Here is a 25,497-nt window from a genome sequence, read left to right as displayed (position 1 = left end):
GGTCTGCGTTTCGCAATCCGTGAAGGCGGCCGTACTGTAGGCGCGGGCGTTGTTGCTAAAGTTATCAGCTAATCGCTAATTACTTTATGTAATAGAAAAGGACATCTTCGGATGTCCTTTTTACTTTCTAATACTTTTTTCCTCGTTCAAATCTGCCAAATAAACTCTCCGCAACCTGCGGCTGCCAGACAAGGGCCAAAGGGGAGTTGTGCTGGCCATTTTTTTTGAATGATGCGTAACACCATACAGGCGACAATTCCGGTAGTTGAAGCAATAATCAGTACCAGAGGCAAACTTTGCCAGCCATTCCAGGCCCCAATCGCTGCCAGTAATTTAAAGTCCCCGTAGCCTAAACCTTCGCGCTTACTTAAGCAGAAAAAACACCAGAAAAGTAACCATAATGCAAGATAGCCACAGACGGCACCATAAATGGCATCGGTGAGCTTATCGGAATTCGTCCACGTATGGAAAATGAGCCCGAGCCACAAGAGTGGTAGGGTGAGCTTGTCCGGAAGTAAACCAGTTCGGTAGTCAGTGATGGCTAAGCAGGTGGCAAAACTGAAATAGAACAGGGTGCCGACCAGTAATGTGCCATTCAATGTCTCGGGTATCATGTGCTGAAATTCTCCTCCTTGAGAAAATATGAGCAAAGCGTAACGCAATCCGAGTGTGCTGCGAAAAGAGGCGGTTAACCTTGCGTACGAGTGCACAAATAGTGATATGAGCCCTCGTGAGAAGAACTAATTCAGCTTATCCGGTGAAATTTTAAGCCGGGTGGGTTGCAAGCAAACCAAAAAGCCGTATAATGCGCGGGCTGTCCTAATAGGCAGCAAGTTCGATATGAACACTGATGGCGGTCAGTTTTAATTTGATTGCATCAAACAATGTCCCCAATTGTGGGACTATGTATGAACGATTACACTCCTCCATCAATCGTAATGGATGTGAGTAGTAATTTTTTTCGTCTATAAAATAATTGGAGCTCTGGTCTCATGCAGAACCAAAGAATCCGTATCCGCCTTAAAGCGTTTGATCATCGTCTGATCGATCAATCAACTGCGGAAATCGTCGAGACTGCTAAGCGCACTGGTGCGCAAGTTCGTGGTCCGATCCCGCTGCCGACCCGCAAAGAGCGCTTTACTGTTCTGATCTCTCCGCACGTCAACAAAGACGCGCGTGATCAGTACGAAATCCGCACTCATAAGCGTCTGGTTGACATCGTTGAGCCAACTGAGAAAACCGTTGATGCTCTGATGCGTCTGGATCTGGCTGCCGGTGTAGACGTGCAGATCAGCCTGGGTTAATCAGGTCATTGACGATTGAGAGGTTGAAACAATGATTGGTTTAGTCGGTAAAAAAGTGGGTATGACCCGTATCTTCACTGAAGATGGTGTTTCTATCCCAGTAACCGTTATCGAAGTAGAAGCAAACCGTGTTACTCAGGTTAAAGACCTGGCTAACGATGGCTACCGTGCTGTTCAGGTAACCACTGGCGCTAAAAAAGCTAACCGTGTGACCAAGCCAGAAGCTGGACACTTTGCGAAAGCAGGTGTTGAAGCGGGTCGTGGTCTGTGGGAATTCCGCCTTGCAGAAGGCGAAGAGTTCACCGTCGGTCAGAGCATTAGCGTTGAGCTGTTTGCTGAAGTTAAAAAAGTAGACGTAACCGGTACCTCTAAAGGTAAAGGTTTCGCAGGTACCGTTAAGCGCTGGAACTTCCGTACCCAGGACGCCACTCACGGTAACTCCTTGTCTCACCGCGTACCGGGTTCTATCGGTCAGAACCAGACTCCGGGCAAAGTGTTCAAAGGCAAGAAAATGGCAGGCCAGCTGGGTAACGAGCGCGTAACCGTTCAGAGCCTGGACGTAGTACGTGTTGACGCTGAGCGCAACCTGCTGCTGGTGAAAGGTGCAGTTCCCGGTGCAACCGGTAGCGACCTGATTGTTAAACCAGCTGTGAAGGCGTAAGGGGATAGCAATGGAATTAGTAGTGAAAGACGCGCAAAGCGCGCTGACTGTTTCCGAAACTACCTTCGGTCGTGACTTCAACGAAGCACTGGTTCACCAGGTCGTAGTTGCTTATGCAGCTGGTGCTCGTCAGGGTACTCGTGCTCAGAAGACTCGTGCTGAAGTAACTGGTTCCGGTAAGAAACCATGGCGTCAGAAAGGTACCGGCCGTGCGCGTTCAGGTTCTGCAAAGAGCCCGATCTGGCGTTCAGGTGGCGTAACTTTTGCTGCACGTCCACAGGACCACAGTCAAAAAGTTAACAAAAAGATGTACCGCGGAGCGCTGAAAAGCATCCTGTCCGAACTGGTACGTCAGGATCGTTTGATCGTTGTCGAGCAGTTCTCTGTTGAAGCACCTAAAACTAAGTTGCTTGCTCAGAAACTGAAAGACATGGCTCTGGAAGATGTGCTGATTGTTACCGGTGAACTGGATGAGAATCTGTTCCTGGCAGCGCGTAACCTGCATAAGGTTGACGTTCGCGATGTAGCAGCAATCGATCCAGTTAGCCTGATCGCCTTCGACAAAGTCGTTATGACTGCTGAAGCAGTTAAGCAAGTTGAGGAGATGCTGGCATGATCCGTGAAGAACGTCTGCTGAAAGTACTGCGCGCGCCGCACGTATCTGAAAAAGCATCTACCGCGATGGAAAAAACCAATACCATCGTACTCAAAGTTGCAACAGACGCGACTAAAGCAGAGATCGTTGCTGCTGTAGAGAAACTGTTCGAAGTAGAAGTTAAAGACGTGAATACCCTGGTTGTTAAAGGGAAAACTAAGCGTCACGGACAGCGTATCGGTCGTCGTAGCGACTGGAAAAAAGCTTACGTCACCCTGAAGGAAGGCCAGAATCTGGACTTCGTCGGCGGCGCTGAGTAAGTCGGAGGAGAAAGACAATGGCAGTTGTTAAATGTAAACCGACATCTCCGGGTCGTCGCCACGTAGTTAAAGTGGTTAACCCTGAGTTGCATAAAGGCAAGCCTTTTGCTCCGTTGCTGGAGAAAAACAGCAAGTCCGGTGGCCGTAACAACAATGGTCGTATCACTACCCGTCATATCGGTGGTGGTCACAAGCAGGCTTACCGTATTGTTGACTTTAAACGCAACAAAGATGGTATCCCGGCAGTTGTTGAACGTCTTGAGTACGATCCGAACCGTTCTGCGAATATCGCACTGGTTCTGTACAAAGACGGTGAGCGCCGTTACATCCTGGCCCCTAAAGGCCTGAAAGCTGGCGATCAGATTCAGTCTGGCGTTGATGCTACAATTAAAGCAGGTAACACCCTGCCGATGCGCAATATCCCGGTTGGTTCTACCGTTCATAACGTAGAAATGAAACCAGGTAAAGGCGGTCAGCTGGCACGTTCTGCTGGTACCTATGTGCAGATCGTTGCACGTGATGGTGCTTATGTAACCCTGCGTCTGCGTTCTGGTGAAATGCGTAAAGTCGAAGCTGACTGCCGCGCTACACTGGGCGAAGTCGGTAACGCTGAGCATATGCTGCGCGTTCTGGGTAAAGCAGGTGCTTCTCGCTGGCGTGGTATTCGCCCTACCGTTCGCGGTACTGCGATGAACCCAGTCGATCACCCACATGGTGGTGGTGAAGGTCGTAACTTTGGTAAGCACCCGGTAACTCCGTGGGGCGTTCAAACCAAAGGTAAGAAGACCCGTAGCAACAAGCGTACTGATAAATTCATCGTACGTCGCCGTAGCAAATAATTTTAGAGGATAAGCCATGCCACGTTCTCTCAAGAAAGGTCCTTTTATTGACCTGCACTTGCTGAAGAAGGTAGAGAAAGCGGTGGAAAGCGGTGACAAGAAGCCCCTGCGCACTTGGTCCCGTCGTTCAACGATCTTTCCAAATATGATCGGTTTGACCATCGCTGTCCATAATGGTCGTCAGCATGTTCCGGTATTTGTTTCCGACGAAATGGTCGGCCACAAACTGGGTGAATTTGCACCGACCCGTACTTATCGCGGCCACGCGGCTGATAAAAAAGCCAAGAAAAAATAAGTAGGAGGAAGAGATGGAAACTTTAGCTCAACATCGCCACGCTCGTTCTTCTGCTCAGAAGGTTCGCCTGGTGGCTGACCTGATTCGCGGTAAGAAAGTGTCGCAGGCTCTGGACATTTTAACCTACACCAACAAGAAAGCGGCTGTACTGGTTAAGAAGGTCTTAGAATCTGCCATTGCTAACGCTGAACACAACGATGGCGCTGACATCGACGATCTGAAAGTGGCGAAAATTTTCGTCGACGAAGGCCCAAGCATGAAGCGCATTATGCCGCGTGCAAAAGGTCGTGCAGATCGCATCCTGAAGCGCACCAGCCACATTACTGTGGTTGTGTCCGATCGCTGAGACTCTGGAGACTAGCAATGGGTCAGAAAGTACATCCTAATGGTATTCGCCTGGGTATTGTAAAACCATGGAACTCTACTTGGTTTGCGAACACCAAAGAATTCGCTGACAACCTGGACAGCGATTTTAAAGTACGTCAGTACCTTACTAAGGAACTGGCTAAAGCGTCTGTATCTCGTATCGTTATCGAGCGTCCAGCTAAGAGCATCCGTGTGACTATTCACACCGCTCGTCCTGGTATCGTTATCGGTAAGAAAGGTGAAGACGTAGAAAAACTGCGCAAGGTCGTAGCGGATATCGCTGGCGTTCCTGCACAGATCAATATCGCTGAAGTTCGGAAACCTGAACTGGACGCTAAATTGGTTGCTGATAGCATCACTTCACAGCTGGAACGTCGTGTTATGTTCCGTCGTGCGATGAAGCGTGCTGTACAGAACGCAATGCGTCTTGGCGCTAAAGGTATTAAAGTTGAAGTTAGCGGCCGTCTGGGCGGCGCTGAGATCGCACGTACCGAATGGTACCGTGAAGGTCGTGTGCCATTGCACACCCTGCGTGCTGACATTGACTATAATACATCTGAAGCCCACACCACTTATGGTGTAATCGGCGTTAAAGTGTGGATCTTCAAAGGTGAGATCCTGGGTGGCATGGCTGCTGTTGAACAACCGGAACCGGCTGCTCAACCTAAAAAGCAGCAGCGTAAAGGCCGTAAGTAAGGAGAGTCGCTGTGTTACAACCAAAGCGTACAAAATTCCGTAAAGTGCACAAAGGCCGCAACCGTGGTTTAGCGCAGGGTACGGATGTTAGCTTCGGCACTTTCGGTCTGAAAGCTGTTGGCCGTGGTCGTCTGACTGCTCGTCAGATCGAAGCAGCACGTCGTGCAATGACCCGTGCAGTTAAGCGTCAAGGTAAAATTTGGATCCGTGTATTCCCGGACAAACCAATTACTGAGAAGCCGCTTGAAGTTCGTATGGGTAAAGGTAAAGGTAACGTAGAGTATTGGGTTGCCTTGATCCAACCAGGCAAAGTCCTGTATGAAATGGACGGTGTGTCTGAAGAGCTTGCCCGTGAAGCATTCAAGCTGGCAGCAGCGAAACTGCCGATCAAAACCACCTTTGTAACTAAGACGGTGATGTAATGAAAGCAAAAGAGCTGCGTGAAAAGAGCGTTGAAGAGCTGAACACCGAGCTGCTGAACCTGCTGCGCGAACAGTTCAATCTGCGCATGCAATCTGCAAGCGGCCAGTTGCAACAGACTCATCTGTTAAAGCAAGTGCGTCGTAATGTGGCACGTGTTAAGACTTTACTGACTCAGAAGGCGGGTGCGTAATGACCGATAAAATCCGTACTCTGCAAGGTCGCGTTGTCAGCAATAAAATGGAGAAATCCATTGTTGTTGCCATCGAACGTATTGTGAAACATCCGGTTTACGGTAAGTTCATCAAGCGTACGACCAAACTGCACGTACATGACGAAGCCAACGTATGTGGCATCGGCGACGTGGTGGAAATCCACGAATGCCGCCCACTGTCTAAGACTAAGTCTTGGACGTTGGTTCGCGTTGTAGAAAAAGCGGTTCTGTAATAGACTGCGTTTTCTAACCAAATAAGCGGCTCAGAACTGAGCCGTTTATTTTTTCTACCCATTTCTTGGAACCGGTGTTATAATGCCGCGCCCTCGTTTAATGGGGCTTTTTAACGACCTGATCTCAGGTCCCGAAGTAGTAGATGACATTAGCGGAGCACTGAAATGATCCAAGAACAGACTATGCTGACCGTGGCCGACAACTCCGGCGCGCGTCGCGTAATGTGTATCAAGGTTCTGGGTGGCTCGCACCGTCGCTACGCAGGCGTCGGCGACATCATCAAGATTACCATCAAGGAAGCAATTCCACGTGGTAAGGTGAAGAAAGGCGATGTTCTGAAAGCGGTAGTTGTGCGCACCAAGAAGGGTGTTCGTCGCCCGGACGGTTCTGTCATTCGCTTCGATGGTAATGCATGCGTTATTTTAAACAATAACAGCGAGCAGCCAATCGGCACGCGTATTTTTGGGCCGGTAACTCGTGAACTACGTAATGAGAAGTTCATGAAAATTATCTCTCTGGCACCAGAAGTACTCTAAGGAGCGAATCATGGCAGCTAAAATCCGTCGTGATGACGAAGTTATCGTGTTAACCGGTAAAGATAAAGGTAAGCGCGGTAAAGTTAAGAATGTCCTGTCTTCCGGCAAGGTCATCGTTGAAGGTATCAACCTGGTTAAGAAACATCAGAAGCCTCAACCGGCTCTGAATCAACCAGGCGGCATTGTTGAAAAAGAAGCTGCTATTCAGGTTTCTAACATTGCTATCTTCAATGCGGCAACCGGCAAGGCTGACCGTGTAGGCTTTAGATTCGAAGAGGGCAAAAAAGTCCGTTTCTTCAAATCTAATAGCGAAACTATCAAGTAATTTGGAGTAGTACGATGGCGAAACTGCATGATTACTACAAAGACGAAGTAGTTACAAAACTCATGTCTGAGTTTAACTACAATTCTGTCATGCAAGTCCCTCGGGTCGAGAAGATCACCCTGAATATGGGTGTTGGTGAAGCGATCGCTGATAAGAAACTGCTGGATAACGCAGTAGCTGACTTAGCAGCAATCTCCGGTCAAAAGCCGTTGATCACCAAAGCCCGCAAATCAGTTGCAGGCTTCAAAATCCGTCAGGGCTATCCGATCGGCTGTAAAGTGACTCTGCGTGGCGAGCGCATGTGGGAGTTCTTTGAGCGACTGATCTCTATTGCTGTACCGCGTATCCGCGATTTCCGTGGCTTGCCTGCGAAATCTTTCGACGGTCGTGGAAACTACAGCATGGGTGTCCGTGAGCAGATCATCTTCCCAGAAATCGACTATGATAAAGTCGATCGCGTTCGTGGTTTGGATATTACCATTACCACTACTGCGAAATCTGATGATGAAGGCCGTGCTCTGCTGGCTGCCTTTAACTTCCCGTTCCGCAAGTAAGGTAGGGTTACTTCATGGCTAAGCAATCAATGAAAGCACGCGAAGTTAAACGCGCTGCTTTAGCTGATAAATTCTTCGCAAAACGCGCTGAATTAAAAGCTATCATATCTGATGTGAACGCGACCGACGAAGATCGTTGGAATGCTGTTCTCAAGTTGCAGACTCTGCCGCGTGATTCCAGCCCGTCCCGTCAGCGTAACCGCTGCCGCCAGACTGGTCGTCCACATGGTTATGTGGGCAAGTTCGGGTTGAGCCGTATCAAGCTACGTGAAGCCGCTATGCGCGGTGAAGTACCTGGCTTGAAGAAGGCTAGCTGGTAATTGTCACCAATTGAATCACGGGAGTAGACACAGATGAGCATGCAAGATCCGATCGCGGATATGCTGACCCGTATCCGTAACGGTCAGACCGCGAACAAAGTTGCGGTCACCATGCCTTCCTCCAAGCTGAAACTGGCAATTGCCAACGTGCTTAAGGAAGAAGGCTATATTGAAGATTTTAAGATTGAAGGCGACACTAAGCCTGAACTGGAACTGACTCTTAAGTATTTCCAGGGCAAGGCAGTGGTAGAGAGCATTCAGCGTGTAAGCCGCCCAGGTCTGCGCATCTATAAGAAAAAAGATGAGCTGCCAAAAGTTATGGCTGGTTTAGGTATTGCTGTTGTTTCTACCTCCAAAGGTGTTATGACTGATCGTGCAGCGCGCCAGGCAGGTCTTGGTGGCGAAATTATCTGCTACGTAGCTTAATTGGAGGAATCAAATGTCTCGTGTTGCTAAAGCACCGGTCGTTGTTCCTGCAGGCGTAGAGGTAAAACTCAACGGTCAGGTTATTTCGATCAAAGGTAAAAACGGCGAGCTGACTCGTACTATCAACGATGCGGTTGTTGTTAAACATGCTGAAAATGCACTGACTTTCGCTCCGCGCGAAGGTTTTGCAAACGGATGGGCCCAAGCGGGTACTGCTCGTGCGCTGTTGAACGCAATGGTTATCGGTGTTACCGAAGGCTTCTCTAAGAAGTTACAGCTGGTTGGTGTAGGTTATCGTGCAGCAGTTAAAGGCGACGTTGTGAGCTTGGCCCTGGGCTTTTCTCACCCTGTCGAGCATAAACTGCCAGCGGGGATTACTGCTGAATGTCCGACTCAGACTGAAGTCGTACTGAAAGGTGCTGACAAACAGTCTATCGGCCAGGTAGCAGCAGATCTGCGCGCCTACCGTCGTCCTGAGCCTTATAAAGGCAAGGGTGTTCGTTACGCCGACGAAGTCGTGCGTACCAAAGAGGCTAAGAAGAAGTAAGGTAACACTATGGATAAGAAATCTGCTCGTATCCGTCGTGCGACCCGCGCACGTCGCAAGCTCAAAGAACTGGGTGCGACTCGTCTGGTGGTACATCGTACCCCGCGTCATATTTACGCACAGGTCATCGCACCAAACGGTTCTGAAGTTCTGGTAGCTGCATCTACTGCAGAGAAAGCTATCGCTGAGCAACTGAAGTATACAGGAAACAAAGACGCTGCTACTGCTGTTGGTAAAGTTGTTGCAGAGCGCGCACTGGAAAAAGGCATCACTGTTGTTGCTTTTGACCGTTCTGGTTTCCAATATCATGGTCGTGTCCAGGCACTGGCAGATGCTGCCCGTGATGCTGGCCTTCAGTTCTAAGGTAGAGGTGTAAGATGTCTCACATCGAAAAACAAGCTGGCGAACTGCAGGAAAAGCTGATCGCGGTAAATCGCGTATCTAAAACCGTAAAAGGCGGTCGTATTTTCTCCTTCACTGCACTGACAGTGGTAGGCGATGGTAACGGTCGTATCGGTTTTGGTTACGGAAAAGCGCGTGAAGTTCCAGCAGCGATCCAGAAAGCGATGGAAAAAGCTCGTCGCAATATGATTAATGTCGCGCTGAATAGCGGCACCCTGCAGCACCCTGTTAAAGGTGTGCATACAGGTTCTCGCGTATTCATGCAGCCTGCTTCCGAAGGTACCGGTATCATTGCCGGTGGTGCAATGCGCGCCGTTCTGGAAGTAGCTGGTGTTCATAACGTTCTGGCTAAAGCGTATGGTTCTACTAACCCGATTAACGTGGTTCGTGCAACTATCGATGGCCTGGCGAATATGAAGTCACCAGAAATGGTCGCTGCCAAGCGTGGTAAATCCGTTGAAGAAATTCGGGGGTAATGACCATGGCTAAGACTATTAAAATTACTCAAACCCGCAGTGCAATCGGTCGTTTGCCAAAACACAAGGCAACACTGCTTGGCCTGGGTCTGCGTCGTATTGGTCACACCGTAGAGCGCGAGGATACTCCTGCTGTACGTGGTATGGTCAACGCGGTTTCCTACATGGTTAAAGTTGAGGAGTAAGAGATGCGTTTAAATACTCTGTCTCCGGCCGAAGGGTCTAAGCACGCTTCCAAGCGTCTGGGTCGTGGTATCGGTTCTGGCCTCGGTAAAACCGGTGGTCGTGGTCACAAAGGTCAGAACTCTCGTTCTGGCGGTGGCGTACGTCGCGGGTTCGAAGGTGGTCAGATGCCGTTATACCGTCGTCTGCCGAAATTTGGTTTCACCTCTCGCAAAGCAATGGTCACTGCAGAGATTCGTCTGTCTGACCTGGCGAAAGTTGAAGGCGACGTAGTTGACCTGAACACGTTGAAAGCAGCTAACATTATCGGTATCCAGATCGAGTTTGCGAAAGTGATCCTGTCTGGTGAGGTAACTCGTCCGGTAACTATTAGCGGCCTGCGTGTCACTAAAGGCGCTCGTGCTGCTATCGAAGCTGCTGGCGGTAAAATCGAGGAATAAGTAGCAGATGGCGAAGCAACCGGGATCAGATTTTCAAAGTGCTAAAGGTGGGCTTGGCGAGCTGAAACGCAGACTTTTGTTTGTTATTGGCGCGTTAATTGTTTTCCGAATTGGCTCTTTTATTCCAATCCCTGGTATTGATGCCACTGTACTTGCCAAATTGCTTGATCAACAGCAAGGCACCATCATTGAAATGTTTAACATGTTCTCTGGTGGTGCTCTCAGCCGTGCTTCTATCTTCGCGCTGGGTATCATGCCGTACATTTCGGCATCGATTATCATACAGCTGCTTACTGTGGTTCATCCCGCGTTAGCAGAGCTGAAGAAAGAAGGGGAGGCTGGCCGTCGGAAGATAAGCCAGTACACCCGCTACGGTACTCTGGTGCTGGCAATATTTCAGTCTATCGGTATCGCTACCGGTTTACCGAATATGCCTGGTATGCAAGGTCTGGTAATTAATCCAGGCTTTGCATTCTATTTCACTGCTGTTGTCAGTCTGGTCACAGGAACAATGTTCCTGATGTGGCTGGGTGAGCAGATTACTGAACGCGGTATCGGTAACGGTATCTCAATCATAATCTTTGCTGGTATCGTTGCGGGACTCCCGTCGGCTATTGGCCATACCATCGAGCAAGCAAGGCAGGGTGAGCTGCACTTCCTCCTGTTGCTGTTGGTTGCAGTATTAGTATTTGCAGTGACCTTCTTCGTTGTTTTTGTTGAACGTGGTCAGCGCCGCATTGTGGTCAACTACGCTAAACGTCAACAAGGTCGTCGCGTCTATGCTGCGCAGAGCACACATTTACCACTGAAAGTGAATATGGCCGGTGTTATTCCTGCTATCTTTGCTTCCAGTATTATTCTTTTCCCGGCTACCATTACATCATGGTTCGGGGATGGAACCGGTTGGGACTGGTTGACAATTATTTCTCAGAATTTGGCGCCAGGACAACCGTTTTATGTGCTAATCTACGCATCTGCAATCATCTTCTTCTGTTTCTTCTATACAGCGTTGGTGTTTAACCCACGTGAAACAGCAGATAACCTGAAGAAGTCCGGTGCATTTGTACCAGGAATTCGTCCGGGAGAACAAACGGCGAAGTATATTGATAAAGTGATGACGCGTCTGACATTGATTGGTGCGCTGTATATTACCTTTGTCTGCCTAATCCCGGAGTTCATGCGTGATGCAATGAGAGTACCGTTCTACTTCGGTGGGACCTCGTTACTTATCGTTGTTGTCGTTATCATGGACTTTATGGCTCAAGTGCAAACTCTGATGATGTCGAGTCAGTACGAGTCTGCATTGAAGAAAGCGAATTTGAAAGGCTACGGCCGTTAATCATCGCTTGAGAAGTTACGGAGAGTAAAAATGAAAGTTCGTGCTTCCGTCAAGAAATTATGTCGTAACTGCAAAATTGTTAAGCGTGACGGTGTTATTCGCGTCATTTGCAGTGCCGAACCGAAGCATAAACAGCGTCAAGGCTGATTATCTCGCATATTTTTCTTGCAAAGTTGGGTTGAGCTGGCTAGATTAGCCAGCCAATCTTTTGTATGTCTATGCGTTTCCATTTGAGTATCCTGAAAACGGGCTTTTCGGTATGGGGCGCATAATTAAATTGTAGGAGTGCATAGTGGCCCGTATAGCAGGCATTAACATTCCTGATCAAAAACATGCTGTAATCGCGTTAACGTCGATTTACGGTATCGGCAAGACCCGTTCCAAGGCCATTTGTGCCGCGGCGGGAATCGCTGAAGATGTTAAGATCAGAGAGCTGTCTGAAGAACAAATCGACACGCTGCGTGACGAAGTTGCCAAATTTGTCGTTGAAGGTGATCTGCGCCGTGAAGTGAGTATGAGCATCAAGCGTCTGATGGACCTTGGTTGCTATCGCGGTTTGCGTCATCGTCGTGGTCTGCCAGTGCGCGGTCAGCGTACGAAGACCAACGCACGTACCCGTAAGGGTCCGCGCAAACCGATCAAGAAATAATCGGGGTGATTGAATAATGGCAAAGGCACCAGTTCGTGCACGTAAGCGTGTAAGAAAAACAGTCTCTGACGGCGTGGCTCATGTCCATGCTTCTTTTAACAACACCATCGTTACAATTACCGATCGTCAGGGTAATGCGTTGGGTTGGGCAACTGCCGGTGGTTCCGGTTTCCGTGGTTCTCGTAAATCCACTCCGTTTGCAGCTCAGGTTGCAGCAGAGCGTTGCGCAGAAGCTGTAAAAGACTACGGGATCAAGAACCTCGAAGTTATGGTTAAGGGTCCGGGTCCAGGCCGCGAATCAACTATTCGTGCTCTGAACGCCGCTGGTTTCCGCATCACTAATATTACTGATGTGACTCCGATCCCTCACAACGGTTGTCGTCCACCGAAGAAACGCCGCGTATAACGCTGTCGTTTCCAGGATTGTTGGAGAAAGAAAATGGCAAGATATTTGGGTCCTAAGCTCAAGCTTAGCCGTCGCGAGGGAACAGACTTATTCCTTAAGTCTGGCGTCCGTGCGATAGATACCAAGTGTAAGATTGAACAAGCTCCTGGCCAGCACGGTGCGCGTAAACCGCGTCTGTCTGACTATGGCGTACAGTTACGTGAAAAACAAAAAGTTCGCCGTATCTACGGTGTTCTGGAGCGTCAGTTCCGTAACTATTATAAAGAAGCGGCTCGTCTGAAAGGCAATACCGGTGAAAACCTGTTAGCTTTGCTGGAAGGTCGTTTGGATAACGTAGTTTATCGTATGGGCTTTGGTGCCACTCGTGCAGAAGCACGTCAGTTGGTTAGCCATAAAGCTGTTATGGTAAATGGTCGCGTTGTTAACATCGCTTCTTATCAGGTTACTCCGAATGATGTAGTAAGCGTTCGTGAGAAAGCTAAAAAGCAGTCTCGCGTTAAGGCTGCTCTGGAGCTGGCTGAGCAGCGTGAAAAGCCAACCTGGCTGGAAGTTGATGCTACTAAGATGGAAGGTGTGTTCAAGCGTCAGCCTGAACGTACTGATCTGTCCGCAGACATTAACGAACACCTGATCGTTGAGCTTTACTCCAAGTAAAGCTTAGTACCAAAGAGAGGACACAATGCAGGGTTCTGTGACAGAGTTTCTAAAACCGCGCCTGGTAGATATCGAGCAAGTGAGTTCGACGCACGCCAAGGTGACCCTTGAGCCTTTAGAGCGTGGCTTTGGTCACACTCTTGGTAATGCACTGCGCCGTATTCTGCTCTCATCGATGCCGGGTTGCGCGGTGACTGAGGTTGAGATTGATGGTGTACTACATGAGTACAGCACCAAAGAAGGCGTTCAGGAAGATATCCTGGAAATCCTGCTCAACCTGAAAGGGCTGGCGGTGAGAGTTCAAGGTAAAGATGAAGTTATTCTTACCCTGAATAAATCTGGCATTGGCCCTGTGACTGCAGCCGATATCACCCATGATGGTGATGTCGAAATCGTCAAGCCACAGCATGTAATCTGCCATCTGACCGATGAAAACGCTGCTATTAGCATGCGTATCAAAGTTCAACGTGGTCGTGGTTATGTGCCGGCATCTGCCCGAATTCATTCGGAAGAAGATGAGCGCCCGATCGGTCGTCTGCTAGTCGATGCTTGCTACAGCCCTGTAGAGCGTATTGCCTACAATGTTGAAGCAGCTCGTGTTGAACAGCGTACCGACCTGGACAAGTTAGTCATTGAAATGGAAACCAACGGCACTATCGATCCTGAAGAGGCGATCCGTCGTGCGGCAACCATTCTGGCTGAACAACTTGAAGCTTTCGTTGACTTACGTGATGTACGTCAGCCGGAAGTTAAAGAAGAGAAACCAGAATTCGATCCTATCTTGCTGCGCCCTGTTGACGATCTGGAATTGACTGTCCGCTCTGCTAACTGCCTGAAAGCAGAAGCTATCCATTATATCGGTGATCTGGTACAGCGTACTGAGGTTGAGCTACTTAAAACGCCTAACCTTGGTAAAAAATCTCTTACTGAGATTAAAGACGTGCTGGCTTCCCGTGGACTGTCTCTGGGCATGCGTCTCGAGAATTGGCCTCCGGCAAGCATCGCTGACGAGTAACCAGATCGCAGGTTAAGGTTTTACTGAGAAGGATAAGGTCATGCGCCATCGTAAGAGTGGTCGTCAACTGAACCGCAACAGCAGCCATCGCCAGGCTATGTTCCGCAATATGGCAGGTTCACTGGTTCGTCATGAGATAATCAAGACGACTCTGCCTAAAGCGAAAGAGCTGCGTCGCGTAGTTGAGCCGCTGATTACTCTTGCCAAGATTGACAGCGTTGCTAATCGTCGTCTGGCATTCGCCCGTACTCGTGATAACGAGATCGTGGCAAAACTGTTTAATGAACTGGGTCCGCGTTTTTCAAGCCGTACCGGTGGTTACACTCGCATTCTGAAGTGTGGCTTCCGTGCCGGTGACAACGCTCCGATGGCTTACATCGAGCTGGTTGATCGCGCCGAGTCTAAAACAGAAGAAGCTGCTGCAGAGTAATTTGCAGAAGTGAAATAAAAAAACCGGGCTTGCCCGGTTTTTTTATATCCAAAATCTGTCACCTCTTAATCATTCCTCGTATTCTGTATATCACTCACCAGACCACGCCGATTGAGGTTGATATGGGTTTGCTCGATGACTGGGCTGAAAGACATATTCTGGAAGGGCAGCGTAATGGCGATTTCACCGATCTGCCAGGAGCCGGTAAGCCGTTAATACTGGATGATGATAGCCATGTCCCTGAAGCATTGCGTGCAGGATACCGGTTATTAAAAAATGCCGGTTACTTACCTCCAGAGCTGCTGCTCCGGCAAGAAGCTGTCGAACTCGCCAGCCTGTTACGAACAGTACAACAGGATGATACGCGTTATTGTACATTGAATAAAAAACTCGCCCTGCTGGAATTAAAATTGCAACAGGCAGGCGTTTCGACTGATTTTTTGCGTAATCACGCGTATGGTGAAAAAATAATCAAACATATTGAGGAATAAAAATGAAGTATCGTATTGGAGAACTGTCAAAACTCGCGGAGGTAACGCCGGATACCATCCGTTACTACGAAAAGCAAAATATGATGGGCCATAAAGAACGTACCGAAGGAGGTTTCCGACTCTATAGCGATAATGATTTACAACGGCTTAAATTTATTCGCTATGCTAAACAGCTTGGTTTCACATTGAATGCAATTCGCGAACTACTTTCTATTCGTATTGAACCTGAGCAGCATACTTGCCAGGAATCCAAAAGCATTGTGCAAAGCCGGCTCAGAGAAGTAGAATTACGTATTAGCGAATTAGAGCATATGCGACAGTCACTACAGCATCTTAATGATGCATGCTGTGGTACTGGACATAGCAGTATGTATTGTTCAATTCTTGAGGCCCTGGAACAGGGTGCAAGTCGTCATAATGAGCAACCACAGGGTAATTAATCTATCTTTGTTCACTTAAGGAAGTTACATGAAAAATAGTTATCGCCATCAGAAAGGGCAGATCAATGACAATGCTCTGCAGGCCTTACTCCACGATCCTTTATTTAAAGTACGCGTTGAGAAAAATAAAAAAGGGAAGGGAAGCTATCAGCGTCAGGAAAAATTTGGTAAGGGTAAAAACTGGGAGGCCAGTGGTAAACAAGCGAATTGTTTCTTTACCACTGGCCTCCTTGCTACCCACAACACTGAAGATAATCAGTCAATTATTCTTGTCTAATCGTCTGAACTGCAAAATCTGACAGCAAGAACACGGGATGATTTATTTGCAGTAAATCGGTTAGTGGCGATCGTTTTGTTGTTTTAACAGATCGCGGATCTCACCTAACAAAACTTCTTCTTTTGATGGACCGGCTGGCGCTGGTGCAGACTCTGCTTTTTTCTGATGTAGCTTATTGATAAGCTTAATGGCCATAAAAATAGCAAAAGCAACGATGACAAAATCGAAAACACTCTGAATAAACGAGCCATAATGCATCACTACGGCCGGTACATCTCCACTGGCATCACGTAGGGTTACTGTAAATTGTTTAAAATCGATTCCTCCGATCAGTAAACCGAGTGGAGGCATAATAATATCTGCGACCAGCGATGAAACAATTTTACCAAAGGCAGTACCAATGATGACACCGACAGCTAAATCAACCACATTGCCGCGCATCGCGAAATCACGGAACTCTTTTAACATACTCATTTGACTCTCCTCAGGTTTATGAATAAGCCCAATTCTAACAAAGGATTATTTTGGGTATCCGGTATGTAGAGAGTTTATTAGAAAAATGAAAGGTTGTTTGATAAATATTTGATAAATTCTTAACAACTCAAACAACCTCTGCTGACTACAGGAAGAACGGGCTTGGCTGGAACAAACGTTCGACATCGCTGACAAATTTCTTATCGGTCAGAAACATGATGACATGGTCACCTTGCTCTATACGCAGATTGTTATTGGCAATCATGACATCAGGGCCTCGTACTACCGCACCAATAATTGTACCTGGTGGCAGCTTGATATCATCGATAACTCGGCCCACTACCTTGGAGGTACTCTCATCGCCATGTGCTACGGCTTCGATAGCTTCAGCAACGCCACGACGTAATGATGATACGCTGACAATATCAGCTTTACGTACATGTCCCAGTAATGCAGAAATGGTTGCTTGCTGAGGAGAAATAGCAATATCAATCACGCTGCCCTGAACCAAATCGACATAGGCTTTGCGTTGAATTAGCACCATAACCTTCTTTGCTCCCATACGTTTGGCGAGCATGGCTGACATGATGTTTGCTTCATCATCGTTGGTGACGGCGATAAAGAGATCGACCTGATCAATATGCTCTTCATCCAGTAGTTCCTGATCCGAAGCATCACCGTAAAAAACGATCGTGTTTTGTAGTTTTTCCGCTAACTCAGTTGCCCGCTGCTGATCTCGCTCGATCAGCTTTACGCTGTAATCTTTTTCTAACTTTTGTGCCAGGCCTGCACCGATATTGCCACCCCCGACTAGCATAATGCGTTTATACGGCTTTTCCAGGCGCTGTAATTCGCTCATTACGGCACGAATATGCTGTGAAGCGGCAATAAAGAAGATCTCATCCCCGGCTTCAATAATGGTGGAACCCTGGGGGCGAATAGGTCTGTCATGACGGAAGATAGCAGTAACGCGTGTTTCAATATGCGGCATATGTTCGCGCATAGCAGATAAAGCATTACCGACCAGAGGGCCACCATAGTAGGCTTTGACGACCGCCAGGCTGACCGCACCTTCAGCAAAATTGACTACCTGAAGTGCACCAGGATACTCAATTAAACGGTAGATATTGTCGATAACCAGTTGTTCCGGAGCTATCAGATGGTCGATAGGAATAGCATCAGCACTGAATAACTTCTCTGCATCACGTATATAGCTGGGTGCCCGGATGCGGGCAATACGATTCGGTGTATTGAATAGCGAATAAGCCACCTGACAGGCTATCATATTCGTTTCGTCTGAACTGGTGACGGCAACCAGCATATCGGCATCGGCTGCTCCGGCCTCGTTCAAGGTACGAGGATGGGAGCCATGGCCCAGAACTACCCGCAAATCGAACTTGTCTTGCAAGCTACGCAACCGGTCCTGATTGGTATCAACAACGGTGATATCGTTGTTCTCACCCACTAAATTTTCTGCCAGCGTACCGCCGACTTGTCCTGCACCTAAAATGATTATTTTCATTTTTTATCACTTAATGAGTGAGTAACCTTTGACAGACGTTGGTGTAAATCAGCGTTTTATTAACTTCGCGTAAAAGAAACCATCGCCACCTGTGCTAACCGGCAAATTCTGGAGACCCGGATTTTTTATATCACCCGTTTCAACCAATGTTGCATTATTATGCTGGCTCAGAAACAGGCTGATTTGATCTTTATTCTCTTCGGGTAACACTGAGCAGGTTGCATAAAGTAAGGTACCGCCAGACTTCAGATACGGCCATACCGCTTCAAGAATTTCTTTTTGCAGTGAGGCTAATTCAGCGATATCTCTGTCACGACGCAGCCATTTAATATCCGGATGACGACGAATCACTCCGGTCGCAGAGCAAGGCGCATCCAGCAGGATTCTGTCAAATTGAGCACCGTCGCACCATTGTTCTGGAAAACGTCCATCACCTTGCTTGACGTCAGCCTGCATGCCTAAACGTTCGAGATTTTCGTGCACACGCTTGATACGCTGGGTATCGACATCAACGGCCATTACTTTGGCTGTTGGAGCTCTCTCAAGAATGTGAGTTGTTTTCCCGCCTGGTGCTGCACAAAGATCAAGAATGAACTCACCATTTTGTGGAGCAAGCAGATCTACGCATCCCTGAGCTGAAGCGTCCTGCACCGTTACCCAGCCCTTATCAAAGCCTGGCAGGATCTGTACCGGAACAGGGGTTTCGAGTAAGACAGCATCAGGATATTGAGGATGGGCCGTGCCATTCAGACCGGTTTCTTCCAGTAACTTCAGCCACTCTTCACGAGAGTGATGCTGACTATTGACGCGTAACCACATTGGAGGTTGCTGATTATTGGCGTCAACAATCGCCTGCCATTGATTTGGATACGCTTTTCTTAAACGTTGTAACAACCATTGAGGATGAAGGTAATGACTCTCATCTTTCGCGGCACTTGCCTGTAACGTTTCCTGCTGACGCTGAAATTGACGCAGTACGCCATTGATTAACCCTTTGAATGCTGGCCGTTTAATGACCACAGCACCTTCAACAGTTTCAGCCAGAGTGGCATGAGCTGGGATGCGGGTATAAAGAAGCTGATATAAACCGACCATAATTAAGTAATGTACGGTTCGTTGCTTGCCGGTCATAGGGCGTGACATCAACTGCTGCACAAACCATTCCAGTTGTGGCAGTGTACGTAATACACCAAAGCATAATGCTTGTAACAGCGCACGGTCTTTTTCTGGCACCTTCAGTTGCACAGTGGGTAAGACCTGACTTAATGATTGTCCTTGTTCGACAACCTGTTCAATGGTTTGGGCAGCAAGACTGCGGATGTTCACGGTTTTTTTCATAACTCTGATCTGGTTTTCCAGCGCAACAAACAAAAATGCCCAGGATAAACCTGGGCGTCTAAGAGGGATATTTTCAGGCGAGAACGGTTCCGGGTTCGAACCATTCCCGGCGAGAATTTAGCAGATCTTGAGCTGTCATCGCTTTTTTGCCTGCAGGCTGAAGTGATTCCAGATTCAAAATACCTTCACCTGTGGCAACCTGAATACCCTGTTTACTGACAGATAAAATCGTGCCGGGTTGTGCATCAGTCGGTGTTGCAATGACGGAGGCAGACCAGATTTTTAATGGCTGACTATCAATTTCAAGCCAGCTCATTGGCCACGGATTAAAAGCCCGGATACAACGTTCTAGCTGCTCAGCAGAAAGTGACCAGTCGATACGTGCTTCTTCTTTGCTGAGCTTTTCAGCATAGGTGGCAAGCGAGTCATCCTGGATTTCAGGCTGGGCAGTTCCGCGGGCGAGCTGTTGTAAGGTTTCCAGCAGCCCCTGAGGGCCGAGCCCGGCAAGCTTATCATACAGAGTGGCGCTGGTATCTTCTGCTTCGATGGCACAGGCAAGCTTATGCAGCATTGCGCCGGTATCAAGTCCAACATCCATTTGCATTATAGTGACGCCGGTTTCGCTATCACCGGCCCACAATGAACGTTGGATCGGTGCGGCCCCACGCCAGCGTGGTAGCAAGGAACCATGCACATTGATGCAACCCAGACGAGGCATATCGAGCACGGCTTTTGGCAGAATCAAGCCATAAGCCACGACCACCATAATATCAGCATTCAGGTCAGCAACCTGCTGTTGGTTTTCTGCCTGACGTAAACTTGCGGGTTGAAATACCGGAATGTTGTGCGTTTCGGCCAACACTTTTACCGGACTGGGCATTAGCTTCTTACCGCGTCCTGCCGGGCGGTCCGGTTGAGTGAAAACACCGACAATCTGATGTTCACAAGAGAGCAGGGCGTCAAGATGACGCGCGGCAAAATCCGGGGTCCCGGCGAAAATAATGCGCAGTGAATCTGACACGTTAGGTTTAGTCCTTAATCTTTCGCTTTCAGGCGATCAAGTTTTTCAACTTTCTGGCGAATACGTTGTTGCTTTAGCGGCGAAAGATAATCAATAAACAGTTTACCGACCAGATGATCCATCTCATGTTGAATACATATGGCTAACAGGCCATCGGCTTCCAGTTCATAAGATTGACCGTTGCGATCCAGCGCCTGAATTTTTACTTTTTCGGCTCGAGGTACCAGAGCGCGCTGTTCAGGGATAGACAGACAGCCTTCTTCAATCCCGGTTTCGCCACTTTTTTCAAGGAGTACAGGGTTGATGAGAACCAACTGTTGTTCCCTGTTTTCAGAAACATCAATCACGATAATACGCTGGTGGATGTTGACCTGCGTTGCCGCAAGGCCAATACCTTCTTCTGCATACATGGTTTCAAACATATCATCGACGATACGTTGAATATCTGTATTCACTTCTTTAACCGGCGTGGCGACTTTACGAAGCCGCTCGTCAGGGATATGTAACACTTGCAAAACAGCCATAAATATCCAGAGCTATGTTCAGTAGTTAAAAGGTTGATACCTTCTATTCTAGACATTTCCCTGGCTGATTGACAGCATCAGTGACTAATGGCAAGGATCGCTTTCATCATCTCTGATAGGGAGAAAATGATGTCACTGACGGAGATTTGGTTACGTTTGATGCTTATTCCGGGCTTGCATGGAGAGAAGTGCCTGAAAGTTGTTCATTTTTTAAAAACTTGCCCGATAATCAATGATGAAACTCTGATTGCCAGTGGTTTGAATGAAAGAAGTCGTAACCTTTTTAATCGTTTGACCCCGAGGCAACTGGATGTCAGTTTGAACTGGCTTGAACATCCCTGCCACCATCTTATGACAGCTGATAGCCCTGAGTATCCGGAACCACTACGTGCTATCTCACATTTTCCTGCCGCGCTGTTTATTGCCGGGGATCCTACAGTACTTAACCAGCACCAACTGGCTGTGGTTGGTAGCCGTAACCTTTCCGATTACGGTGAGCGTAGCTGTCGGCTGTTTTGTGAAGTTCTGGCAAAAGCAGGGCTGACAATTACCAGTGGGCTGGCTTTGGGCATTGATGGTGTAGCGCATCGTGCAGCTTTACATGTTCAGGGGCAGACAATCGCCGTACTGGGTAATGGTCTGAGTAACATTTATCCACGGCGCCATATAACGCTGGCTGCACAAATTATTGAACAAGGTGGGGCCGTTATTTCAGAGCTACCGCTTGCAAGCCCCCCCTTGGCTTATCATTTTCCCTGGAGGAATAGAATCATTAGTGGTTTGAGTCGCGCGACTTTTGTTGTTGAAGCAAGCGATCGGAGTGGTTCTTTAGTGACTGCCCGCTATGCGGCAGAACAAGGTCGTGAAGTTTTTGCGCTGCCCGGGCTGGTGGATAGCCCGGGCAGTATTGGACCTCACAAACTGATTCAGCAAGGTGCGAATCTGGTGCGCAGCCCCGAAGATATCCTCGATTATCTGGAATCTGAGCTATGCTGGCTGCGTATTTTGCCGGAGGTATCAATATATTCATCAAATCAGGCTGAGAGTCCATTGCCAATTCCTGAACTGTTGGATAACGTAGGGGATGAGGTTACACCTGTTGATGTTGTCGCTGAACGTGCCGGCCAACCTGTGCCAGAGACGGTAGCCCAATTACTTGAGCTGGAGTTAGCAGGATGGGTCGCAGCGGTACCAGGCGGCTATGTCCGATTGAGGAGGGCATGCCATGTTCGACGTACTAATGTACTTATTTGAAACCTACATTGACAACGATGCGGATCTACATGTCGATCAGGATAAACTCACTCGCGATCTGACCGAAGCCGGTTTTGAACGTGAAGATGTTTATAATGCATTGGTGTGGCTTGAGAAGCTTGCCGATTATCAGGAGGGGCTGACTGAACCCATGCAGTTAGTGTCAGACCCGCTATCAATGCGAATCTTTACGTCTGAAGAAAGTCAGCGTTTGGACGCAGATTGTCGTGGATTTTTGTTGTTTCTTGAGCAAATCCAAGTGTTAAACCTCGAAACCCGTGAAATGGTTATTGAGCGCGTACTGGCGCTGGATACCACTGAATTTGAACTTGAAGATCTGAAGTGGGTGATACTGATGGTGTTATTCAACATTCCCGGATGTGAAGACGCTTATCAGAAGATGGAAGAATTACTCTTCGAATCAAATGAGGGTATGCTGCATTAACTGTTTCGTTAATGCATAAGATACCATGGCTAAATCTGCACTTTTCACGGTGGCAACACATTCATCCTGCCCCCTCTGTGGGGCAGCTCTGGTTATTCGTTCTGGTAAACATGGCCCTTTTCAGGGGTGTTCTGCCTATCCTGAATGTGACTATGTACGACCGCTAAAAAATCAGGCTGACGGGCATATCGTTAAAGTGTTGGACGGGCAACAATGCCCTGATTGCAAAGGTTCGCTTGTGCTGCGTCAGGGGCGTTTCGGCATGTTTATTGGTTGTAGCAACTATCCTGAATGCCCCCATACCGAAGCTATCGATAAACCAGATGAAACGACAATTTCTTGCCCCCAGTGCCTGAAAGGCCATCTGATTCAGCGTCGTTCTCGCTATGGTAAAACGTTCTGGTCCTGTTCTGGCTATCCTGAGTGCCAGTTTGTTATTAATTTCCAGCCACGTGCCGGCATTTGCTCATACTGTCAGTATCCTCTGCTTATTGAAAAGAAAACCGCACAGGGCATAAAATGTTTTTGTGCCAGTAAACAATGTGGAAAGCCCATCGCTTCGGAATAACTTTGTGAATAATCCTTCTCCTGAAGATCAGTTACTAAAAATAGTTGATTACCTGAAACAACAACGTGTTGTCGCTTATCCTACCGAAGCTGTATTCGGTGTCGGCTGTTCACCTGACAGCGAACTTGCTGTGACGCGGCTACTTGCTTTAAAACAGCGACCGGTAGAAAAGGGGTTGATCCTGATTGCTGATAATTTTGAGCAACTGATACCCTATATAGATGATAGTGCGTTAACCGATGAACAACGGCAGACCGTGTTTGCTCACTGGCCTGGTCCAGTCACCTTTGTGTTCCCGGCACGCCCCACGACACCAAAATGGCTGACAGGACGTTTTGATTCACTGGCGGTTCGCGTCACCGACCACCCTTTAGTGAAGGCGCTGTGCCTGGCTTACGGTAAACCGCTGGTTTCTACCAGTGCAAATTTGACCGGGCTACCTCCTTGTCGTACAGCAGATGAAGTTTATCAGCAGTTCGGAAATGATTTTCCGGTGCTGGAGGGGGAAACCGGTGGTCGAGCGAATCCGTCAGAAATTCGTGATGCGTTGACCGGTGAACTATTTCGTCAGGGGTAAAAGGGATAAATATGGAAACGTTCGCTGTTTTTGGTAATCCGGTTCAACACAGTAAGTCACCCTCTATTCATCAGTATTTTGCGGAACAGCTTAAGATAGAGCATCCATACGGGCGGGTTCTGGCTCCGGTAGATGCTTTTACTGAAACTCTGGACGCTTTTATGGCTGCTGGTGGACGTGGGGCCAATATTACCGTTCCTTTTAAAGAGCAGGCTTTTGCCCGGGCAGATGAACTGACCGAACGTGCCGCGCTGGCGGGAGCCGTGAATACGCTGAAACGGCTGGATGATGGCCGGTTGCTGGGCGATAACACTGATGGCGTCGGCTTAGTTAGCGATCTGGAACGTTTATCATTGATCCACCAAAATGACCGTATTTTATTAATAGGTGCAGGTGGCGCGGCACGGGGTGTTATTGCCCCATTGCTTGCACTCAACACGCAGATAACGATCACCAATCGTACCTTTGCTAAAGCGCAGGCTCTGGCAGATGTCTTCAGTCAGACAGGATCTGTACAAGCTGTAGAACTGGAAAAGCTTGATGGTGAGCGTTTTGACTTGCTCATCAATGCGACATCCAGCGGTATTCATGGCGATATCCCTGCATTACCGCTTTCTCTGCTCTCTTCTTCTGTCCGCTGCTACGACATGTTTTATCAACAAGGGCCGACACCATTTCTGGCATGGGCGATAGAACAGGGTGTCACCGAGTATGCCGATGGTCTGGGAATGCTGGTGGGACAAGCCGCACACGCTGTTTTACTCTGGCATGGAGTGTTACCGGAAATTACGCCAGTGATTACTGCCTTAAAACAGGAAATGACCGCGTGAACCAGGCTATTCAGTTTCCAGATAGTGAAGTATGGGACGAGAGCAGGCAGGCTATCTGTCTTACTGCTTTGGTTTCAGGATTTCAGGTTAACTGCGCGGTGAGTGGGGTATGGATTGCCAGCCAGTTTGGTGGCAATACGCCGGAACAGTGGTTGGCACTGTTCCGGTTACATCGTTGGGATCTTGAGGAAGCGTTTGAGTCATTAATTCGTAATGAAGAAGAAGATTCTCAAGGCTGGTACTGGCTATCCTGAGCCAGATACTCATTCTTCCAGTTTACATAGTTGTTCGCAGAATAGGTCAGACCTGCCAGTTCGCTTTCTGTTAAAGGTCTGATCTGTCTTACCGGGTTGCCTAAATAGAGGAACCCGCTTTGCAGATGTTTATTCGGTGATACGATTGTCCCGGCACCAATTATCACATCATCTTCGATAATAGCCCCATCAAGTAAAATCGATCCCATGCCCACTAAAACACGATCGCCGATAGTACAGCCGTGCAGCATGGCTTTATGACCAATAGTCACATCCTTGCCAATAATAAGTGGGTTACCTTCTGGTTTATAGGATGACTTATGGGTGACATGAAGCATGCTACCATCCTGAATATTGGTTCGTGCTCCTATTGTTATCTTGTTGACGTCACCACGAATAGCAACCAGTGGCCAGACACTCACATCATCCGCCAGTTGAACATCACCAATAATGACACTGCTGGGATCAATCATGACTCGCTGACCAACTTCTGGAAAAGTGTTCTGACAGGCACGTAATACTGCGGACATATTTACCTCGATATGCTCATTGTATAGTAATGACTTTGGCGGCTTTCTCAGGGGATGGCAAGGGAGGATCGTACAGAAAATGGCAAAGATCGGGCATCTTAACAGCGAAAAGGGTGAAAAACAGGCATTCAGAAAAAAAGTGTGAAAAAGTACTTGTGATAAAAATCGGGATCCCTATAATGCGCCTCCATCGACGGGAAACATGTGAACAACTTCACAAGTTACCGGAACGATAAAGAGAAAAGATTCTGAAATAAGAATTGACTCTTAAAGAGGAACGCGTAATATACGCCACCTCGAGTTAGC

Annotated in this window: 44 protein-coding genes and 1 pseudogene; 38 read left to right on the top strand and 7 right to left on the bottom strand. The window is 48.1% G+C overall.

Annotated elements, in window-relative coordinates; all coding sequences use genetic code 11:
- Positions 1-72, top strand: a pseudogene (locus Q1A40_RS22050) (elongation factor Tu); the annotation flags it as partial.
- 74 nt (positions 73-146) lie between these two features.
- Here Q1A40_RS22050 and Q1A40_RS22045 read toward each other — a convergent pair.
- Positions 147-614 (bottom strand): A24 family peptidase, encoded by a 468-nt coding sequence (locus tag Q1A40_RS22045; RefSeq protein WP_300005708.1) that lies wholly within the window; start codon positions 612-614, stop codon positions 147-149.
- Between the two features lie 378 nt (positions 615-992).
- On the opposite strand from Q1A40_RS22045, the gene rpsJ reads away from it, so the two are divergent.
- From rpsJ to Q1A40_RS21890, 31 genes are all read left to right on the top strand, one after another.
- Complete coding sequence (gene rpsJ, locus Q1A40_RS22040; RefSeq protein ID WP_001181005.1) at positions 993-1,304, top strand: 30S ribosomal protein S10; 312 nt, start codon at positions 993-995, stop codon at positions 1,302-1,304.
- A gap of 31 nt (positions 1,305-1,335) precedes the next feature.
- Positions 1,336-1,965: a 50S ribosomal protein L3 gene (rplC, locus tag Q1A40_RS22035; protein ID WP_042326256.1), complete on the top strand. Its 630-nt coding sequence runs from the start codon at positions 1,336-1,338 to the stop codon at positions 1,963-1,965.
- A 10-nt stretch (positions 1,966-1,975) separates the two neighbouring features.
- A complete protein-coding gene (rplD, locus tag Q1A40_RS22030; RefSeq protein ID WP_300005688.1) occupies positions 1,976-2,581 on the top strand; it encodes a 50S ribosomal protein L4 in 606 nt (201 codons plus the stop codon).
- Positions 2,578-2,880 (top strand): 50S ribosomal protein L23, encoded by a 303-nt coding sequence (gene rplW, locus Q1A40_RS22025; RefSeq protein ID WP_300005685.1) that lies wholly within the window; start codon positions 2,578-2,580, stop codon positions 2,878-2,880. Before rplD ends, rplW begins: the two co-directional genes overlap by 4 nt.
- Before the next feature lie 17 nt (positions 2,881-2,897).
- Entirely contained in the window at positions 2,898-3,719 is an 822-nt protein-coding gene (gene rplB, locus Q1A40_RS22020) for a 50S ribosomal protein L2 (RefSeq protein WP_300005682.1), read from the top strand.
- A gap of 16 nt (positions 3,720-3,735) precedes the next feature.
- On the top strand, positions 3,736-4,014 hold the full coding sequence (gene rpsS, locus Q1A40_RS22015) for a 30S ribosomal protein S19 (RefSeq protein WP_001138115.1): 279 nt from the start codon (positions 3,736-3,738) through the stop codon (positions 4,012-4,014).
- 13 nt (positions 4,015-4,027) lie between these two features.
- Entirely contained in the window at positions 4,028-4,360 is a 333-nt protein-coding gene (rplV, locus tag Q1A40_RS22010) for a 50S ribosomal protein L22 (RefSeq protein ID WP_002919773.1), read from the top strand.
- A gap of 17 nt (positions 4,361-4,377) precedes the next feature.
- Positions 4,378-5,076, top strand: coding sequence for a 30S ribosomal protein S3 (gene rpsC, locus Q1A40_RS22005; protein WP_006817277.1), 699 nt, complete (start codon positions 4,378-4,380; stop codon positions 5,074-5,076).
- An 11-nt stretch (positions 5,077-5,087) separates the two neighbouring features.
- Positions 5,088-5,498, top strand: coding sequence for a 50S ribosomal protein L16 (gene rplP, locus Q1A40_RS22000; protein ID WP_015962145.1), 411 nt, complete (start codon positions 5,088-5,090; stop codon positions 5,496-5,498).
- Positions 5,498-5,689: a 50S ribosomal protein L29 gene (gene rpmC, locus Q1A40_RS21995; protein WP_300005655.1), complete on the top strand. Its 192-nt coding sequence runs from the start codon at positions 5,498-5,500 to the stop codon at positions 5,687-5,689. Before rplP ends, rpmC begins: the two co-directional genes overlap by 1 nt.
- Positions 5,689-5,943 carry a 30S ribosomal protein S17 gene (gene rpsQ, locus Q1A40_RS21990; RefSeq protein ID WP_300005652.1) on the top strand — a complete coding sequence of 85 codons (255 nt, stop codon included), beginning with the start codon at positions 5,689-5,691 and terminating at the stop codon, positions 5,941-5,943. The genes rpmC and rpsQ overlap by 1 nt, the downstream gene beginning before the upstream one ends.
- A 165-nt stretch (positions 5,944-6,108) precedes the next feature.
- Positions 6,109-6,480, top strand: coding sequence for a 50S ribosomal protein L14 (gene rplN / locus Q1A40_RS21985; RefSeq protein ID WP_008457164.1), 372 nt, complete (start codon positions 6,109-6,111; stop codon positions 6,478-6,480).
- A gap of 10 nt (positions 6,481-6,490) precedes the next feature.
- On the top strand, positions 6,491-6,805 hold the full coding sequence (gene rplX, locus Q1A40_RS21980) for a 50S ribosomal protein L24 (RefSeq protein WP_300005647.1): 315 nt from the start codon (positions 6,491-6,493) through the stop codon (positions 6,803-6,805).
- A gap of 14 nt (positions 6,806-6,819) precedes the next feature.
- Positions 6,820-7,359, top strand: coding sequence for a 50S ribosomal protein L5 (gene rplE, locus Q1A40_RS21975; protein ID WP_300005644.1), 540 nt, complete (start codon positions 6,820-6,822; stop codon positions 7,357-7,359).
- A gap of 14 nt (positions 7,360-7,373) precedes the next feature.
- Complete coding sequence (rpsN, locus tag Q1A40_RS21970) at positions 7,374-7,679, top strand: 30S ribosomal protein S14 (protein ID WP_259053736.1); 306 nt, start codon at positions 7,374-7,376, stop codon at positions 7,677-7,679.
- A gap of 33 nt (positions 7,680-7,712) precedes the next feature.
- The gene (rpsH, locus tag Q1A40_RS21965) at positions 7,713-8,105 is read left to right on the top strand and encodes a 30S ribosomal protein S8 (RefSeq protein WP_300005639.1); all 393 of its coding nucleotides are present in this window, start codon (positions 7,713-7,715) and stop codon (positions 8,103-8,105) included.
- Positions 8,106-8,118: 13 nt separating this feature from the next.
- Complete coding sequence (gene rplF, locus Q1A40_RS21960) at positions 8,119-8,652, top strand: 50S ribosomal protein L6 (RefSeq protein ID WP_300005636.1); 534 nt, start codon at positions 8,119-8,121, stop codon at positions 8,650-8,652.
- A gap of 9 nt (positions 8,653-8,661) precedes the next feature.
- Positions 8,662-9,015 (top strand): 50S ribosomal protein L18, encoded by a 354-nt coding sequence (rplR, locus tag Q1A40_RS21955; RefSeq protein ID WP_300005634.1) that lies wholly within the window; start codon positions 8,662-8,664, stop codon positions 9,013-9,015.
- Between the two features lie 14 nt (positions 9,016-9,029).
- Positions 9,030-9,530 carry a 30S ribosomal protein S5 gene (gene rpsE / locus Q1A40_RS21950; RefSeq protein ID WP_211993949.1) on the top strand — a complete coding sequence of 167 codons (501 nt, stop codon included), beginning with the start codon at positions 9,030-9,032 and terminating at the stop codon, positions 9,528-9,530.
- A 5-nt stretch (positions 9,531-9,535) separates the two neighbouring features.
- Positions 9,536-9,715: a 50S ribosomal protein L30 gene (gene rpmD / locus Q1A40_RS21945; RefSeq protein ID WP_004846568.1), complete on the top strand. Its 180-nt coding sequence runs from the start codon at positions 9,536-9,538 to the stop codon at positions 9,713-9,715.
- A 3-nt stretch (positions 9,716-9,718) separates the two neighbouring features.
- Positions 9,719-10,153 carry a 50S ribosomal protein L15 gene (gene rplO, locus Q1A40_RS21940; protein WP_259053716.1) on the top strand — a complete coding sequence of 145 codons (435 nt, stop codon included), beginning with the start codon at positions 9,719-9,721 and terminating at the stop codon, positions 10,151-10,153.
- Positions 10,154-10,160: 7 nt separating this feature from the next.
- On the top strand, positions 10,161-11,492 hold the full coding sequence (gene secY / locus Q1A40_RS21935; RefSeq protein WP_300005605.1) for a preprotein translocase subunit SecY: 1,332 nt from the start codon (positions 10,161-10,163) through the stop codon (positions 11,490-11,492).
- A 30-nt stretch (positions 11,493-11,522) separates the two neighbouring features.
- On the top strand, positions 11,523-11,639 hold the full coding sequence (gene rpmJ / locus Q1A40_RS21930) for a 50S ribosomal protein L36 (protein ID WP_000868187.1): 117 nt from the start codon (positions 11,523-11,525) through the stop codon (positions 11,637-11,639).
- Between the two features lie 145 nt (positions 11,640-11,784).
- Positions 11,785-12,141 (top strand): 30S ribosomal protein S13, encoded by a 357-nt coding sequence (gene rpsM / locus Q1A40_RS21925; protein WP_259053713.1) that lies wholly within the window; start codon positions 11,785-11,787, stop codon positions 12,139-12,141.
- A 16-nt stretch (positions 12,142-12,157) separates the two neighbouring features.
- A complete protein-coding gene (rpsK, locus tag Q1A40_RS21920; protein WP_259053711.1) occupies positions 12,158-12,547 on the top strand; it encodes a 30S ribosomal protein S11 in 390 nt (129 codons plus the stop codon).
- A gap of 33 nt (positions 12,548-12,580) precedes the next feature.
- Positions 12,581-13,201, top strand: a complete 621-nt coding sequence (gene rpsD, locus Q1A40_RS21915; protein ID WP_300005467.1) for a 30S ribosomal protein S4 — start codon at positions 12,581-12,583, stop codon at positions 13,199-13,201.
- Between the two features lie 25 nt (positions 13,202-13,226).
- On the top strand, positions 13,227-14,216 hold the full coding sequence (gene rpoA, locus Q1A40_RS21910) for a DNA-directed RNA polymerase subunit alpha (RefSeq protein ID WP_002919219.1): 990 nt from the start codon (positions 13,227-13,229) through the stop codon (positions 14,214-14,216).
- Between the two features lie 40 nt (positions 14,217-14,256).
- Positions 14,257-14,646 (top strand): 50S ribosomal protein L17, encoded by a 390-nt coding sequence (gene rplQ, locus Q1A40_RS21905; RefSeq protein ID WP_300005402.1) that lies wholly within the window; start codon positions 14,257-14,259, stop codon positions 14,644-14,646.
- A 122-nt stretch (positions 14,647-14,768) separates the two neighbouring features.
- A complete protein-coding gene (locus Q1A40_RS21900; protein ID WP_300005399.1) occupies positions 14,769-15,137 on the top strand; it encodes a DnaJ family domain-containing protein in 369 nt (122 codons plus the stop codon).
- Positions 15,138-15,139: 2 nt separating this feature from the next.
- Complete coding sequence (gene zntR / locus Q1A40_RS21895; protein WP_300005396.1) at positions 15,140-15,577, top strand: Zn(2+)-responsive transcriptional regulator; 438 nt, start codon at positions 15,140-15,142, stop codon at positions 15,575-15,577.
- Between the two features lie 28 nt (positions 15,578-15,605).
- On the top strand, positions 15,606-15,854 hold the full coding sequence (locus Q1A40_RS21890) for an alternative ribosome-rescue factor A (protein WP_300005394.1): 249 nt from the start codon (positions 15,606-15,608) through the stop codon (positions 15,852-15,854).
- 60 nt (positions 15,855-15,914) lie between these two features.
- Here the strand turns inward: Q1A40_RS21890 and mscL are convergent, their stop codons facing one another.
- From mscL to def, 5 genes are all read right to left on the bottom strand, one after another.
- On the bottom strand, positions 15,915-16,328 hold the full coding sequence (mscL, locus tag Q1A40_RS21885; RefSeq protein WP_300005391.1) for a large-conductance mechanosensitive channel protein MscL: 414 nt from the start codon (positions 16,326-16,328) through the stop codon (positions 15,915-15,917).
- Positions 16,329-16,473: 145 nt separating this feature from the next.
- The gene (gene trkA, locus Q1A40_RS21880) at positions 16,474-17,850 is read right to left on the bottom strand and encodes a Trk system potassium transporter TrkA (protein ID WP_300005388.1); all 1,377 of its coding nucleotides are present in this window, start codon (positions 17,848-17,850) and stop codon (positions 16,474-16,476) included.
- Between the two features lie 48 nt (positions 17,851-17,898).
- Positions 17,899-19,188: a 16S rRNA (cytosine(967)-C(5))-methyltransferase RsmB gene (gene rsmB / locus Q1A40_RS21875; RefSeq protein ID WP_300005385.1), complete on the bottom strand. Its 1,290-nt coding sequence runs from the start codon at positions 19,186-19,188 to the stop codon at positions 17,899-17,901.
- A gap of 73 nt (positions 19,189-19,261) precedes the next feature.
- On the bottom strand, positions 19,262-20,209 hold the full coding sequence (gene fmt / locus Q1A40_RS21870) for a methionyl-tRNA formyltransferase (protein ID WP_300005382.1): 948 nt from the start codon (positions 20,207-20,209) through the stop codon (positions 19,262-19,264).
- A 14-nt stretch (positions 20,210-20,223) separates the two neighbouring features.
- Positions 20,224-20,733 (bottom strand): peptide deformylase, encoded by a 510-nt coding sequence (def, locus tag Q1A40_RS21865; protein WP_300005379.1) that lies wholly within the window; start codon positions 20,731-20,733, stop codon positions 20,224-20,226.
- A 129-nt stretch (positions 20,734-20,862) separates the two neighbouring features.
- Between def and dprA the strand changes: the two genes are divergently transcribed.
- The 6 genes from dprA to Q1A40_RS21835 are packed head-to-tail and all read left to right on the top strand — an operon-like array spanning position 20,863 to position 24,661.
- Positions 20,863-21,987, top strand: a complete 1,125-nt coding sequence (dprA, locus tag Q1A40_RS21860) for a DNA-protecting protein DprA (RefSeq protein ID WP_300005711.1) — start codon at positions 20,863-20,865, stop codon at positions 21,985-21,987.
- The gene (smg, locus tag Q1A40_RS21855; protein WP_300005376.1) at positions 21,959-22,432 is read left to right on the top strand and encodes a DUF494 family protein Smg; all 474 of its coding nucleotides are present in this window, start codon (positions 21,959-21,961) and stop codon (positions 22,430-22,432) included. The genes dprA and smg overlap by 29 nt, the downstream gene beginning before the upstream one ends.
- Before the next feature lie 25 nt (positions 22,433-22,457).
- Complete coding sequence (locus tag Q1A40_RS21850; RefSeq protein WP_300005374.1) at positions 22,458-23,000, top strand: topoisomerase DNA-binding C4 zinc finger domain-containing protein; 543 nt, start codon at positions 22,458-22,460, stop codon at positions 22,998-23,000.
- Positions 23,001-23,004: 4 nt separating this feature from the next.
- A complete protein-coding gene (tsaC, locus tag Q1A40_RS21845; protein ID WP_300005372.1) occupies positions 23,005-23,577 on the top strand; it encodes an L-threonylcarbamoyladenylate synthase type 1 TsaC in 573 nt (190 codons plus the stop codon).
- A gap of 11 nt (positions 23,578-23,588) precedes the next feature.
- The gene (aroE, locus tag Q1A40_RS21840) at positions 23,589-24,407 is read left to right on the top strand and encodes a shikimate dehydrogenase (RefSeq protein WP_300005369.1); all 819 of its coding nucleotides are present in this window, start codon (positions 23,589-23,591) and stop codon (positions 24,405-24,407) included.
- Positions 24,404-24,661: a DUF1488 domain-containing protein gene (locus Q1A40_RS21835; RefSeq protein WP_300005366.1), complete on the top strand. Its 258-nt coding sequence runs from the start codon at positions 24,404-24,406 to the stop codon at positions 24,659-24,661. The genes aroE and Q1A40_RS21835 overlap by 4 nt, the downstream gene beginning before the upstream one ends.
- On the opposite strand, the gene Q1A40_RS21830 is transcribed toward Q1A40_RS21835, so the two are convergent.
- Positions 24,637-25,191: a gamma carbonic anhydrase family protein gene (locus tag Q1A40_RS21830; protein WP_300005363.1), complete on the bottom strand. Its 555-nt coding sequence runs from the start codon at positions 25,189-25,191 to the stop codon at positions 24,637-24,639. The genes Q1A40_RS21835 and Q1A40_RS21830 overlap by 25 nt on opposite strands.
- Positions 25,192-25,497: the final 306 nt, after the last annotated feature.

This window comes from uncultured Cedecea sp., from assembly GCF_947498825.1.
Lineage (GTDB): Bacteria > Pseudomonadota > Gammaproteobacteria > Enterobacterales > Enterobacteriaceae > JGM124.
Note: the sequence above shows the minus strand (reverse complement) of the source record. Positions and strands in the feature narration are given on the sequence as shown.